Source organism: Rhodoplanes sp. SY1, from assembly GCF_046000175.1.
Taxonomy (GTDB): domain Bacteria; phylum Pseudomonadota; class Alphaproteobacteria; order Rhizobiales; family Xanthobacteraceae; genus Rhodoplanes.
Window position 1 is genome coordinate 1 of sequence record NZ_JBEOMB010000042.1, and the last position, 12,352, is coordinate 12,352.

Annotated in this window: 13 protein-coding genes; 7 read left to right on the plus strand and 6 right to left on the minus strand. The window is 69.5% G+C overall.

Annotated elements, in window-relative coordinates:
* Window positions 1–2,783 (plus strand): cation-translocating P-type ATPase (locus ABTU92_RS11990; protein ID WP_408090861.1); only part of this gene is annotated, 2,783 nt, incomplete at its 5' end.
* A gap of 262 nt (window positions 2,784–3,045) precedes the next feature.
* On the opposite strand, the gene ABTU92_RS11995 is transcribed toward ABTU92_RS11990, so the two are convergent.
* Both ABTU92_RS11995 and ndk read right to left on the minus strand, forming a co-directional pair.
* Window positions 3,046–3,780 (minus strand): TerC family protein, encoded by a 735-nt coding sequence (locus tag ABTU92_RS11995; protein WP_408090911.1) that lies wholly within the window; start codon window positions 3,778–3,780, stop codon window positions 3,046–3,048.
* Between the two features lie 158 nt (window positions 3,781–3,938).
* Window positions 3,939–4,361 (minus strand): nucleoside-diphosphate kinase, encoded by a 423-nt coding sequence (gene ndk / locus ABTU92_RS12000; protein WP_111359056.1) that lies wholly within the window; start codon window positions 4,359–4,361, stop codon window positions 3,939–3,941.
* Window positions 4,362–4,593: 232 nt separating this feature from the next.
* Here ndk and ABTU92_RS12005 point away from each other — a divergent pair, with 232 nt between their 5' ends.
* A complete protein-coding gene (locus ABTU92_RS12005) occupies window positions 4,594–4,773 on the plus strand; it encodes a hypothetical protein (RefSeq protein ID WP_408090863.1) in 180 nt (59 codons plus the stop codon).
* Window positions 4,774–4,887: 114 nt separating this feature from the next.
* On the opposite strand, the gene ABTU92_RS12010 is transcribed toward ABTU92_RS12005, so the two are convergent.
* A complete protein-coding gene (locus ABTU92_RS12010) occupies window positions 4,888–5,121 on the minus strand; it encodes a DUF2171 domain-containing protein (RefSeq protein WP_408090865.1) in 234 nt (77 codons plus the stop codon).
* A gap of 86 nt (window positions 5,122–5,207) precedes the next feature.
* Between ABTU92_RS12010 and ABTU92_RS12015 the strand changes: the two genes are divergently transcribed.
* Window positions 5,208–6,185, plus strand: coding sequence for an NADPH:quinone reductase (locus ABTU92_RS12015; protein ID WP_408090867.1), 978 nt, complete (start codon window positions 5,208–5,210; stop codon window positions 6,183–6,185).
* A 62-nt stretch (window positions 6,186–6,247) separates the two neighbouring features.
* Here ABTU92_RS12015 and ABTU92_RS12020 read toward each other — a convergent pair whose 3' ends face one another.
* Complete coding sequence (locus tag ABTU92_RS12020; protein ID WP_244670529.1) at window positions 6,248–6,505, minus strand: hypothetical protein; 258 nt, start codon at window positions 6,503–6,505, stop codon at window positions 6,248–6,250.
* Window positions 6,506–6,851: 346 nt separating this feature from the next.
* Here ABTU92_RS12020 and ABTU92_RS12025 point away from each other — a divergent pair, with 346 nt between their 5' ends.
* From ABTU92_RS12025 to ABTU92_RS12040, 4 genes are all read left to right on the plus strand, one after another.
* Window positions 6,852–7,649: a DUF1236 domain-containing protein gene (locus tag ABTU92_RS12025; RefSeq protein ID WP_408090869.1), complete on the plus strand. Its 798-nt coding sequence runs from the start codon at window positions 6,852–6,854 to the stop codon at window positions 7,647–7,649.
* A 250-nt stretch (window positions 7,650–7,899) separates the two neighbouring features.
* Window positions 7,900–9,561: a tetrathionate reductase family octaheme c-type cytochrome gene (locus ABTU92_RS12030; protein WP_408090871.1), complete on the plus strand. Its 1,662-nt coding sequence runs from the start codon at window positions 7,900–7,902 to the stop codon at window positions 9,559–9,561.
* A complete protein-coding gene (locus ABTU92_RS12035) occupies window positions 9,558–10,205 on the plus strand; it encodes a cytochrome b/b6 domain-containing protein (RefSeq protein ID WP_408090873.1) in 648 nt (215 codons plus the stop codon). Before ABTU92_RS12030 ends, ABTU92_RS12035 begins: the two co-directional genes overlap by 4 nt.
* Before the next feature lie 99 nt (window positions 10,206–10,304).
* Window positions 10,305–10,478, plus strand: a complete 174-nt coding sequence (locus ABTU92_RS12040; RefSeq protein ID WP_408090875.1) for a CsbD family protein — start codon at window positions 10,305–10,307, stop codon at window positions 10,476–10,478.
* Between the two features lie 191 nt (window positions 10,479–10,669).
* On the opposite strand, the gene ABTU92_RS12045 is transcribed toward ABTU92_RS12040, so the two are convergent.
* Window positions 10,670–11,350 (minus strand): glutathione S-transferase family protein, encoded by a 681-nt coding sequence (locus ABTU92_RS12045; RefSeq protein ID WP_408090877.1) that lies wholly within the window; start codon window positions 11,348–11,350, stop codon window positions 10,670–10,672.
* An 84-nt stretch (window positions 11,351–11,434) separates the two neighbouring features.
* Window positions 11,435–12,349 (minus strand): EamA family transporter, encoded by a 915-nt coding sequence (locus ABTU92_RS12050; protein ID WP_408090879.1) that lies wholly within the window; start codon window positions 12,347–12,349, stop codon window positions 11,435–11,437.
* Between the last annotated feature and the right edge of the window lie 3 nt (window positions 12,350–12,352).

Genomic DNA, 12,352 nt, shown 5'->3' on the forward strand with positions numbered 1-12,352 from the left:
CCGCGGCCGAGGCGGAGCGCCGCCTCGCCGCCCACGGCGAGAACCGCCTCAAGAGCGCGCCCGAGACCCCGTGGTGGCGCCGCCTCGCCGAGCAGTTCCAGGACTTCCTGGTGATCATCCTCTTGGTCGCCACCGTCATCTCCGGGGTCGAGTGGCTGCTCGAGGAGCCGCGCGAATCCGCCCTGCCCTACGAGGCGATCGTCATCATGGCGATCGTGCTGCTCAACGCCCTGCTCGGCTTCGTCCAGGAGGCGCGCGCGGAGCGATCGGTACGCGCCCTGATGGCGCTCGCGGCGCCCGAATCGACCGTGGTGCGCGACGGCGAGCGTCAGCGCATCCCGGCGCACGACATCGTCCCGGGCGACGTGCTGCTCGTCGAGGCGGGCGACCGCATTCCGGCCGATGCGCGGGTGATCGAGGACGCCAACCTGCGCACCGACGAGGCGGCGCTGACCGGCGAGAGCGTGCCGGTGGTGAAGGACGCCGCCGCGATCGACCACGAGGTCGGCCTCGGCGACCGCAAGAACATGCTCTATGCCGGCACCACGGCGACCTACGGGCGCGGCCGCGCCGTCGTCGTCGCGACCGGCATGGGCACCGAGGTCGGCAAGATCGCCGAGCTGATCGAGGGCGCCGAGAAGCAGGCGACGCCCCTGCAGAAGGAGCTCGACCGCACCGGCAAGCGGCTCTCGATCATCATGCTGGTGATCTGCGCGGTCGTCTTCGCGACCGGCCTCTTGAAGAACCCGGTCACCGATCTCGACGCCATCCTCGGCCTCTTCCTGTTCGCCGTGGCGCTCGCCGTCGCGGCGATCCCGGAGGCGCTGCCGGCGATCGTCACGGTCGGGCTCAGTCTCGGCGTGCGCCGGATGGCGCAGAGCAACGCCATCGTCCGCAAGCTTCCGGCGGTCGAGACGCTCGGCGCCGCCACGGTGATCTGCAGCGACAAGACCGGCACGCTGACCCGCAACGAGATGACGGTCCGCACCGTGCTGGCCGGCGATGCGGTGGTCGACGTCTCCGGCAGCGGCTACGCGCCGGAGGGCGAGCTCACGGTGAGGGGCGCGCCGCTGGCGAGCCGGCCGGACGTCCAGGAGGCGGTGGTGCGGACCCTGCAGGCCGCCGCTCTGGTCAACGACGCGACACTCTCGTCGCGCGAGGGGCGTTGGGTCGTGCAGGGCGACCCGACCGAGGGCGCCCTGGTGGTCGCGGCCCGCAAGGCGGGGCTGACCGAGGCGGCCCTCGCGGCGATGCCGCGCGTCGCCGAGATCCCGTTCACGTCGGAACGCAAGCGCCACGCCACCCTGCACGCCGACCGTGGCCGGCCCGGCGAGCTCACGCTGTGCGTCAAGGGCGCTCCCGAGATCCTGCTGCCGCGCTGCCGCGAGATCTTCGACGGCGACACGGCGATCTCGCTCGACGACGCCGGCCGCGCCGCGATGGCCGAGCGCAACGACGCCCTCGCCGCACAGGCGCTGCGCACGCTCGCGGTGGCCGTCCGCTCGATCCGGGCCGAGGCGCTCGGGCTCGACCCGACCGCGATCGCCACCGGCACGATGGGCGACGTCGAGCTGCCGGAGGACATCGAGGACGATCTCGTCCTGCTCGGCATCGTCGGCATGATCGACCCGCCGCGGGCGGAGGCGAAGGAGGCGGTCGCGACCGCCAAGCGCGCCCATATCCGTACCGTGATGATCACCGGCGACCATCCGGCGACCGCCGAGGCGATCGCCCGCGAGCTCATGATCGTCGAGCCCGGCACCCGCGTCGTCACCGGGGCCGAGCTGCGGCGGATGGGCGACGCCGAGCTCGACCGCATCGTCGAGGACGTGCGGGTGTTCGCCCGCGTCGATCCCGACCACAAGCTGCGCGTCGTCGAGGCGCTGCAGCGGCGCGGCCACATCGTCGCGATGACGGGCGACGGCATCAACGACGCGCCGGCGCTGAAGACCGCCAATATCGGCGTCGCCATGGGGATCACCGGCACGGACGTCTCCAAGGAGGCCGCCGACATGGTCCTCACCGACGACAACTTCGCCAGCATCGTCAAGGCGATCGAGGAGGGTCGCGGGATCTTCGACAACATCCGCAAGTATCTCGTCTACCTGTTGTCGTCGAACGCCGGCGAGCTGCTCACCATGTTCGCGGGCGTGATGTTCGCCGGCCTGCTCGGGCTCGCCTCGGCCAGCCACGGCCTGTTCCTGCCGCTGCTCGCGGCGCAGCTCCTGTGGATCAACCTGATCACCGACGGCCCGCCTGCGCTGGCGCTCGGCATCGATCCCAAGGACGCCGACGTGATGAGCCGCAAGCCGCGGCAGCGCGGCGCCGGCGTCATCGGCACGGCCGACTGGGTGCGGATCGGCGGCGTCGGTGTCGTGATGATGGTCGGCACGCTCCTGGTGCTCGACGCCTACTATCCGGGCGGCATGATCACGCTGTTCGCCACGGAGGCGGCGCCGAACCCCGCCGACGAGGCCTATGCCCGTACCATGGCGTTCACGACGCTGATGATGTTCCAGCTCTTCAACGTCTTCAACGCCCGCTCGGGCCATCGCAGCGCCTTCGCCGGGCTGTTCGCCAATCCGTGGCTGATCGCCGCCGTGGCGTTCTCGCTCGCCGCCCAGATCCTGGTGGTCTACGCGCCGTTCATGCAGGCGGCCTTCCACACTGTCGGCCTGACGCTCGGCGACTGGGGGGTGGCGACGGCGGTCGGGGCGACGCTCCTGGTCGTGATGGAGATCGTGAAGGCGGGCTTGCGCCTCCGCGGTGTCGAGGAGGCGTGAGGCGCCCACTTTGTACCTCTCCCCGGCGGGGAGAGGTCGACGGGCGGAGCGCGTCGGGAGAGGGGGTGCCGCCCTCTCGATAAACAACCGGCGTCGGCGCCCCCTCACCCCGGCCCTCTCCCCGCCGGGGACAGGGAGCGCCGCCGCACTCGGCAATTCGTCAAAGGATGGCAGCAACGCCCTCCAAAGCGACCGAACAAAAAACGGCCCCGGTCGCCCGGGGCCGTTGTCCTTTTTGATCGGCGCGACGACCGCGCCGCGATCACGCCTCGTGCTCGGCCACCTTCTCGGCCGCGCGAGATTGCTTGGAGCGGCGCCACAGGCCGCCGACCAGCAGCACCAGCACGGCGCAGACCGCCGCCGCGGCGAGCTCCACCTGGTGGGCGCCCTCCGCCCCGAAGCGCGCGACCAGCAGCGGCTCGACGGCCGGGTCGGTCGCCAGCACCTCGCCCGTGATCCAGCCGAGCAGCGCCGCGCCGGCCCAGATCAGGATCGGGAAGCGGTCGAGGAGGCCCATGATCAGCGCCGCGCCGGCGATGATCAGCGGCACCGACACGGCGAGGCCGAAGATCAGCAGCAGGAGGCTGCCGCCGGCCGCCGCCGCGATGGCGATGACGTTGTCGAGGCTCATCACGATGTCGGCGATGGCGACCATGCGCACCGCGCGCCACAGATGGTCGGCCGCCTCCACCTCGCCGTGCGAGTCGTCGGGCACCAGGAGCTTGCAGGCGATGTAGAACAGCGCCAGGCCGCCGGCGATCTTCAGGTACGGCATCGTCATCAGCGAGGCGATGATGACGGTGAACAGGATGCGCAGGCCGACGGCGACGCCGGCGCCCAGGATCATGCCCCAGAAGCGCTGCTTGGGCGGCAGGCTGCGGCACGCCATGGCGATCACCACGGCGTTGTCGCCCGAGAGCAGGATGTTGATCCAGATGATCTTGCCGACCGCCACCCAGAACGCGGGGGCGGCCATCTCGGCCATCCCGCTCTGCATGACGGCGCTCCAGTAGGCCGGATTCAGGTAGTCAGCCGCGATCATGGTCAGCCTCGTTGGCGGCCGGACGAACCGCCGGTCCGCAGCCGTGAACTATGCAATCGAACTAGACACAACCATGGCGCGACCCAGCGTCCCGCCGACCGGCCGGCGGATCGTCAGCCGACGATCTCGTTGCCGGAGAAGAACTGGGCGATCTCGATCGCCGCCGTCTCGGGCGCGTCGGAGCCGTGCACCGAATTCTCGCCGATCGACTTGGCGTGGACCTTGCGGATGGTGCCCTCGGCCGCCTTGGCCGGATCGGTGGCGCCCATGACCTCGCGATAGCGCGCGATGGCATTGTCGCCCTCGAGCACCTGGACCACGACGGGACCCGAGATCATGAAGTCGACCAGCTCGCCGAAGAACGGCCGGGCGCTGTGGACGGCGTAGAAGGTCTGCGCCTGCTCGCGGGTGATGCGGACGCGCTTCTGGGCGACGATCCGGAGACCGGCCTGCTCGATCATGGCATTGATCGCGCCCGTGATATTGCGGGCGACGGCATCCGGCTTGATGATGGAAAAGGTGCGCTCGACGGCCATCTCGACTCCCCTACAGCGGCCCTAGCGTGGGCGCGCTCATACCCCTGTGGCAAAGCCGCGGCAACAGCCTGCGGCGCAGAGCAGCTATAAAGCGACAGCCTGCCGAGAGGAACACCCCGGCGGCGAGAAAATTGTGCCCTCGTACCGCTGAAATCAGGTTCTACCAGTGGGTGCCGGAACACCGCGGGGATCGCCTCGTGGTCGTTCGGCGAGGGTCCGAGGAGGTCGTGCGATGCGCGTCCTGTTTGCGTTCGTTCTGGGCTTCACCGCCGCGGTCGGCGGCGCCTATCTGCGCGACAGCACGGTGGCGGCGAGCGAGCGCCGCTTCGTCAACTGGGACGTGGTGAAGGAGTCGACCGACGCGGCCACGGTGCAGCTTCGCGAGCAGTGGAGCCGCCTCACCGGACGCTGACGGACACGGGCCGCGGCAGACGACGCGGCCCTCGCCCACGGCCGGCCCTGTGGGCCTTCAGGTCAGTGGGCGCCAAGTTGGCCGCTACCAGGTCGGCAGCTACCAGGTCGGCGGCTACAGCTCAGTCGCCTGCCACTGGGCCATGGCGTCGTCGGACACCAGGCTGAGGCGGACCTTGTCGTCCACCTCCTCGACCCAGACGAGCGGCACCAGATGATGGCAGCCTCCGGCTTCCGGGCCGGTCCGGGTCAGCATGATGTGGTCGCCGTCGATGCGGTCCACGGTTCCGACCGGCAGGTCGTCGGCCCCGACAACGTCCATATGCGCCTGGATGTCGTTGTGCAGCATGTGGAACTCCTCGATGATGTGCCGGATCAACCGGACCCCGCGACGGCGGTTCCGGCCGGCGCTCGATCGGCGGTGAGGAGTTTGCAATGCGCGCAGTCTGGTACGAGCGGAACGGTCCCGCTCGTGAGGTGCTGACCGTCGGCGAGATGGCGACCCCGGAGCCCGGCCCCGGCGAGGTGCGGGTCCGCCTCGCCACCTCGGGCGTCAATCCGTCCGACGTGAAGGCGCGCGAGGGCCGCACCCGCAAGATCGCCTTCCCGCGCGTGATCCCGCACAGCGACGGCGCCGGCGTCATCGACGCGGTCGGGGCCGGAGTGCCGGAGGCGCGCATCGGCGAGCGGGTATGGACCTGGAATGCGCAGTGGAAGCGCGCCTTCGGCACCTGCGCCGAGTGGGTCGCGCTGCCGAGCGCCATGGCCGTTCCCCTGCCCGCCGATGTGAGCGTGGAGGCCGGCGCCTGCCTCGGCATTCCGGTGATGACGGCGGCCCATGTGATCGCGACCGCGCAGGCGGACGTGGCCTCGACGCTGCTGATCAGCGGCGGCGCCGGCGCGGTGTCGCATTACGCCATCCAGCTCGCCAAGATGCGTGGCGCCGTGGTGATCACCACGGTCAGCTCGCCCGAGAAGGCGACGCTCGCCCGCGCCGCCGGCGCCGACCACGTGATCGACTATCGACGCGAGGATGTCGGGGCGCGGGTGAAGGAGCTGACCGAAGGGGCCGGAGTCGATGCCGTGATCGAGCTCGACATCGCCGCCAATGCGGCGCTTCTGCCGGGCGTCCTGCGGCCGCGCGGAAAAGTCGTCGTCTACGGCACCGGCGCCATGGACGGCGGCGTGCCGCTCTACTTCTTCCTGGCGAACCAGATCACGCTGCAGTTCGTGTTCGTCTACGAGCTGACGGCGCAGGAGCGCGCGACGGCGCTCGCGATCATCGCCGAGGCGCTCGCCTCGGGGCGGCTCGTCCACAACATCGCCGCGACGATGCCGCTCGCCGCCGCCGTCGACGCGCACGAGGCGGTCGAGAGCGGGCGGGTCGCGGGGAACGTGGTGCTGACGATCTGACAGCGGGCGTTCGGAACGACGGACGCGGCGCCATCGGCGCCGCGCTGGAGCGGTTCAGCGGCTCACTGGCCGTACTTCTCGAGCACCTTGCGGCACGGGACGCTGAGCTTCTGGCGCTGCGACTGGAAGCAGCTCAGCACCGCCATGTCGTCGCCGAGATAAGGCTTGCACAACGTGGTGGCATCGCGTTGGCAGGCCTTCTGATCCTCGTCGGTCCCGCGCGAAGCGGGCAGCGGCAGCGGAAACCGCGACTGGGCCAGCGCCACCGAGGACGCCAGGACGGCGGGAGCGACGACGAGAACGGCCAGCAAACGAAGCATTGGACCTCCTGTGCGCCGAAACATCGGCCACCGCGAATCATCATCCGCGGCTTTTATATCATTCGGATTGTCGGATCGGATTCACGCACCGGACGCTGCCCGGCCCGCTCTCCCCCACCGGCGCCAGAGGCCGCGGCAATGCGGCTTTCCTGTGAACGCGGCCGCAACCGGGCCATCAGCGCGCCCGTGAACGTGGAGATGAACCGCCGATGAACGCCGACGTGTGTTGGCGTACACCTCCGATCGCGATTCGAAAGCCTCCAGGAACCGCCGTGATGACGGGGCGTTCGGACTTCGTCGGGAGCACCCGACAGCATGGGGTTCACACCATCTGGAGGAAGGCTCGATGAAAACGAATCGACTGCTGATTGCGACCGCCATCTCGGCACTCGTCGCGGGGACCAGTCTGGCCGTTGCGCAGAGCGGCGGTGGTGGCGCGGCCGGCGGCGGCGCCGGTGCGGGCGGGGCGGGCGGCGGAGCCTCGATGGGCAGCGGCTCCGGCTCGGGCAGCGAGATGAAGGGCGGCGCCGCGGGCGGGGCGATGCAGCGCGGCGGCGAGACCACGGGCCAGGGCACCGGCGCGGCGCAGTCCGGCGGCTCCGGGGCGCAGAGCCCGAGCGCCAAGGAAGGCCCCGGCGCCACGACCACAGCGCCGGACCGCCGCTCCGGCAGCTCCGAGCAGCGCTCCGGCACGACGGAGAAGTCCGGCGGCAAGACGTCCGAGACCGAGCGCAGCCGCGATCAGGATCGCACCCGCACCGGGCAGGATCAGCGCGGCTCCGGCTCCGAGCGGACCGGCCAGTCGGCGAGCGAGCGGCGCGGCGATTCCACGACCGAGCAGCGCACGGGCAGCTCGTCGACGACCAGCACGACAAACAACACCACGGTGAACCTGAACACCGAGCAGCGCACCCGGATCCGCGAGACCATCATCAAGGATAGCAACGCGCCGCGAGTCAGCCGCGTCGACTTCTCGCTGAGCGTCGGCACGACGGTCCCGCGGTCGGTGCGTCTCGCCCGCGTGCCCTCGACCGTGGTGGAGATCTATCCGGCCTGGCGGGCGTACGAGTACTTCATCGTCGGGGATCAGATCGTCATCGTCGACCCGAACAACATGCACATCGTGGCCGTGCTTCCGGCCTGAGGCCGCGGTTCAGTCACGGCGCGCCGTCGGCAGCGTGCATCCGGGGGCCGTGCCTTCGCGGCCCCCGGAGGATCGGCATCGACGCAGGCTCGGTGTCGGACGTCCAGATCACGAGCGGTACCGAAATACATGGGACCGAACCTCGTTGCGATGGACGCAACAAAAACCGCCGGCGTCTTGACCTTCATCATTTCTTATATGTGCAAGTGACGCACGCTGACGGTCTCCCTTCTCGCCAGAGGAGACCGATGTGACGGCAATCCCCGCATCGCGGTCCGGACCGCTCCTCGTCGCGTTTCTGGCCGCCTCGGCTCTCGCCTTCGGAAGTCATCACGACGCGCGCGCGCAAGTCCCGCCGAAAGGCCCGTACACGCACGGCCAGGTTGGCTCGAAGCCGGCAGGCGGCACGGCCGATCACAACAAGTTCGAGATCCTCCAGCAGGACTTCAAGTCCGGCCCCGAGGTCACCAAGGCCTGCCTCTCCTGCCACACGGAGGCGGCCAGGCAGGTGATGGGCACGCTCCACTGGAGCTGGGACTACACCAATCCTCGGACCGGTCAGCGTCTCGGCAAGAAGAACGTTATCAACGACTTCTGCGCCAGCGTCACGTCCAACGAGCCGCGCTGCACGAGTTGCCATACCGGCTTCGGCTGGAAGGACGCGACCTTCGACTTCACCCGCCAGGAGAGCGTCGACTGCCTGATCTGTCACGACCGGTCGGCCACCTACTGGAAGAACCCGACCGGCGCGGGACATCCGCCCTACACGCCGATCATGCAGGAGGGCCGGCAGATCGGGACCGTGCCTAACCTCTCGCAGGTCGCCCGCAGCGTCGGGCTGCCGGGCCGGGAGAACTGCGGCGCGTGTCACTTCCACGGCGGCGGCGGCGACGGCGTGAAGCACGGGTCGCTCGACTCGTCCCTGCTCGCGCCGAACCGCGAGCTCGACGTCCACATGGATGCCAAGGGGCTGAACTTCGCCTGCACGGCCTGCCACGTCACGCAGAAGCACGTGTGGGCAGGCAGCCGCTACGACGTCCACGCCGTCGACACAAAGGGCCAGCCGGGTCCCGGCCAGCGCCGCGACGTCGCCACCTGCGAGTCCTGTCACGGGCTGCGTCCGCACAAGGGCTGGTCGCTCACCGACGTCACCCTCAACACGCATGTCGAGAAGCTCGCCTGCCAGAGCTGTCACGTGCCCGCCTTCGCGCGGGGCGGCGTACCGACCAAGATGCGCTGGGACTGGTCGACCTCGGGCCGGCTGCGCGACGGCAAGCCGTTCCAGATCCGGGACGACAAGGGCCGCCCGATCTACGAATCGATCAAGGGCGACTACGTGCTCGCCGAGAACGTGAAGCCCAAGTACTTCTGGTTCGACGGCGAGATCATCTACCAGAACGCCGAGCGCGTGTTCGATCCCGCCAAGCAGCCGATCCCGATCAACCCGATCTCCGGCAAGCCCGGCGACCCGAAGTCGCGGATCTGGCCGTTCAAGGTGATGACCGGCAAGCAGCCCTACGACAGCGGACAGAATCACTTCGTCTATCTGCACGTGTTCGGGCCGACCGACGCCGCCTACTGGCGCGGCTTCAACTGGGACAAGTCGATCTCGGCCGGCATGGCGGCGATGGGCCTGCCCTGGTCCGGCAAGTTCGGCTTCGTCGAAACCGAGATGTTCTGGCCGCAGACCCACATGGTCGCCCCCAAGGACAAGGCGGTGAAATGCGGCGAGTGCCATCGTGCCGACGGGCGTCTCGCGAACCTCGCCGGCTTCTACATGCCGGGCCGCGACAGCGCCCGCTGGGTGGACGTGCTCGGCGCCGGCTTGATCGGTCTCGTTCTCGCCGGCGTCATCGGCCACGGCCTGATGCGCCTCGTGATGCGATTCCGTCGCAAGGAGACGCCGACATGACCGTGATGCAGGTGAAGGTCTTCACACGTTTCGAGCGTTTCTGGCACTGGAGCCAGGCTTTTCTCGTCCTGGTGCTGATCGGGTCGGGACTCGGCCTGCATGGCGTCCACCACCTCATGAAGTACGGCGACATGCTGACGCTCCATGTCGCCGGTGCCGTCGGTCTGGTGGTCCTGTGGCTGTTCGCCATCTTCTGGCACCTGACGACCGGTCAATGGCGCCACTATCTGCCGACCCTGAAGGGCCTCGGTCCGATCCTGCGCTTCTACACGCTCGGGATTTTCCGCGGCGACCCGCACCCGTTCCGCAAGACCCTGCGCCGCAAACACAATGCGCTGCAGGCGCTGACCTATCTGATGCTGAAGCTGGTGCTGTTCCCGGTCATCTGGGCGAGCGGCACGATGCTGCTCACCTACGACCTCTGGCACCAAAGACCGTGGGCGACCGCCGGGCTCGAGGTGATCGCCACGATCCATACGGCCGCCGCCTTCGTGATGATCGCCTTTCTGATCATGCACGTCTACGTGATCACCACCGGGCATACGGTGGGCGAGCAGCTCCGGACCATGATCACCGGCTGGGACGAGATGGACCTCGACGACGCCGAGGCGGCGGTCCTGCGGCGCGACGGCGCCGTCCGGTAGGCGCGGCGCGATGTTGCGACACCGACCGATCGGGATCGATCACGGAACCAGTCCCGTTGCCGGTCGTTTCCCCTCCGACGAAAGCACTCGGAGGACACGATGGACAAGGACCGTATCGAAGGCTCGATGGATCAGGCCAAGGGCGGCGTGAAGGAAGGCGCCGGCAAGCTCACCGGCGACAAGAAGCTCGAGGCCGAAGGCAAGGCCGACAAGGCGTCCGGCAAGCTGCAGAACGCCGTGGGCGGCCTGAAGGACAAGCTGCGCGGAGAATAGTTCCACCGGAACGGCGGCCCCGTCCGTCACTGCGCAGAGAACTGCCGCTGCACAGGCGGCAGATCCTCGAGAGCCCGGCCGGTCGCCGGGCTCTTTTCTTTTGGCGGGCGTACGTCCGCGCATCTCTTTGGGCGGCATGTACGTCCGCCGACCGTCCTCTCGGCGTGATCACGCTTCTTCGTGCGCTCTCCTCACGCCGGCAGGCGCGGCACCTCGGGCCAGTCGGGCTCGTCCTGCGGCAGCACCCAGGGCTCGCGCAGCGCGGCGTCGCGCCAGGCGGTCCATGCCGGCAGCGCCGCCACCGCCTGCATGTAGGCCTTCGCGTCCGGCCCGACCTCGATCGCATAGGTGAAGAAGCGCGACACCACCGGCGCATACATGGCGTCGGCCGCGCCGAACGTGCCGAGCAGGAACGGGCCGCCGGCGCCGAAACGCTTGCGGCAGTCACGCCAGATCGCCTCGATGCGGGCGATGTCGCGCATCACGTCGTCGGCGAGCACGGGCCGCTTCGGCGGCCGCCAGAAGTTCATCGGCAGCGCCTTGCGCAACGCCGCGAAGCCGGCATGCATTTCGGTCGCGATCGCCCGCGCATGCGCGCGCGCCACTCGGTCCGCCGGCCACAGGCCCGCTTCGGGGTGCTGGTCGGCGACGTACTCGATGATGGCGAGCGATTCCCAGACGCGCACGTCGCCGTCGATCAGCACCGGCACCTTGCCGGTGCCGGAATGCGCCGAAACGGTCGCCTTGAAGTCGGGATCGCCGAGCGACACCACGGTCTCCTCGAACGGGATGCCGGCGACCGTCATGGCGATCCACGGGCGGAACGACCACGACGAGTAGTTCTTGTTGCCGATCACGAGATGCAGGCTCATCCGACTCTCCTGTCACGCCGGGCGCGAGTCGCGCAGGGCGCGAGTCACGCGACGCGCGCGCCAGCACGTGCCTGTGCAGGATGCTCACGGCGACGGCGGCCGGCAAGCCGGCTCCCGCCGCAGCATCGCCCGGGCGCGGGCGACCACCTGCGGCCATGGCAGAACGACGACGACGAGGCCGGCGAGGATGCACGCCATGCCGGCGGCGCGCAGCGGACCGAAACGCTCGCCGAAGATCAGCGCCACCGCGACCACGCCGGTGCACGGCGACAGGAGCGCGAACGGCGCCACCGCGGCGCTCTGATAGCGCTGCATCAGATAGCCCCAGATGCCGAAGGCGAGCGTCGTCGCGAGCGTGCCGAGAAACACGACGGCGACGAGACTGCCCGCGCTCGCATGGACCACGGCCGAAGAGAGCGAGGCGTCGTGGTCGAGCAGCAGCGAGGCCAGATAGGCGGGGATCGGCGGCACCAGGCTGCACCAGACGATCAGCGGCCCCATGGCGACGCCGCGCGGCGTCTTGCGCAGCAGGATGGAGCCGGTCGCCCAGCTCGCCGCGGCCGCCATCGCCAGCGCCAGCGCGACCGGCGGCAGATCGGCACCGATCGTGAGACCGATCAGCAGCAGCCCCGTGAAGGCGACGACGAGCCCGATCCCCTGCCGCCGCGTCGGATACTCGCGCAGCACCACGGCGGCGATCAGCACGGCGAAGAAAGCGTGCATCTGGGTCGTCACCGAGGCGAGGCCCGGCGGCAGCCCGGCGGCGAGCGCGAAGAACAGGAGCAGGAACTGCCCGGTGAGCAGCGTCGCGCCGACCGACAGGATGGTTCGCCACGGCGCCGGCCGCGGCACCAGCACGACCGGCAAGGCGGCGAGGACGAAGCGGAGCACCGCCATCTGCGAGGCCGTGAAGCTCTCCAGCGCGATCGGGTAGGCGACATAGGTGAAGCCCCAGATCACGTTGGCGAGCGCCGCCAGCGCCATGTCACGAAGCTTCATGTG

Excerpts from the sequence above, each read along its gene's own strand:
- ABTU92_RS12040 (WP_408090875.1), top strand. The coding sequence starts at position 10,305 with ATGGACAAGGACCGTATCGAAGGCTCGATGGATCAGGCCAAGGGCGGC.
- ABTU92_RS12045 (WP_408090877.1), bottom strand. The coding sequence starts at position 11,350 with ATGAGCCTGCATCTCGTGATCGGCAACAAGAACTACTCGTCGTGGTCG.
- ndk (WP_111359056.1), bottom strand. The coding sequence starts at position 4,361 with ATGGCCGTCGAGCGCACCTTTTCCATCATCAAGCCGGATGCCGTCGCC.
- ABTU92_RS12050 (WP_408090879.1), bottom strand. The coding sequence starts at position 12,349 with ATGAAGCTTCGTGACATGGCGCTGGCGGCGCTCGCCAACGTGATCTGG.
- ABTU92_RS12015 (WP_408090867.1), top strand. The coding sequence starts at position 5,208 with ATGCGCGCAGTCTGGTACGAGCGGAACGGTCCCGCTCGTGAGGTGCTG.
- ABTU92_RS12020 (WP_244670529.1), bottom strand. The coding sequence starts at position 6,505 with ATGCTTCGTTTGCTGGCCGTTCTCGTCGTCGCTCCCGCCGTCCTGGCG.
- ABTU92_RS12010 (WP_408090865.1), bottom strand. The coding sequence starts at position 5,121 with ATGCTGCACAACGACATCCAGGCGCATATGGACGTTGTCGGGGCCGAC.
- ABTU92_RS12005 (WP_408090863.1), top strand. The coding sequence starts at position 4,594 with ATGCGCGTCCTGTTTGCGTTCGTTCTGGGCTTCACCGCCGCGGTCGGC.
- ABTU92_RS11995 (WP_408090911.1), bottom strand. The coding sequence starts at position 3,780 with ATGCAGAGCGGGATGGCCGAGATGGCCGCCCCCGCGTTCTGGGTGGCG.
- ABTU92_RS12025 (WP_408090869.1), top strand. The coding sequence starts at position 6,852 with ATGAAAACGAATCGACTGCTGATTGCGACCGCCATCTCGGCACTCGTC.
- ABTU92_RS12035 (WP_408090873.1), top strand. The coding sequence starts at position 9,558 with ATGACCGTGATGCAGGTGAAGGTCTTCACACGTTTCGAGCGTTTCTGG.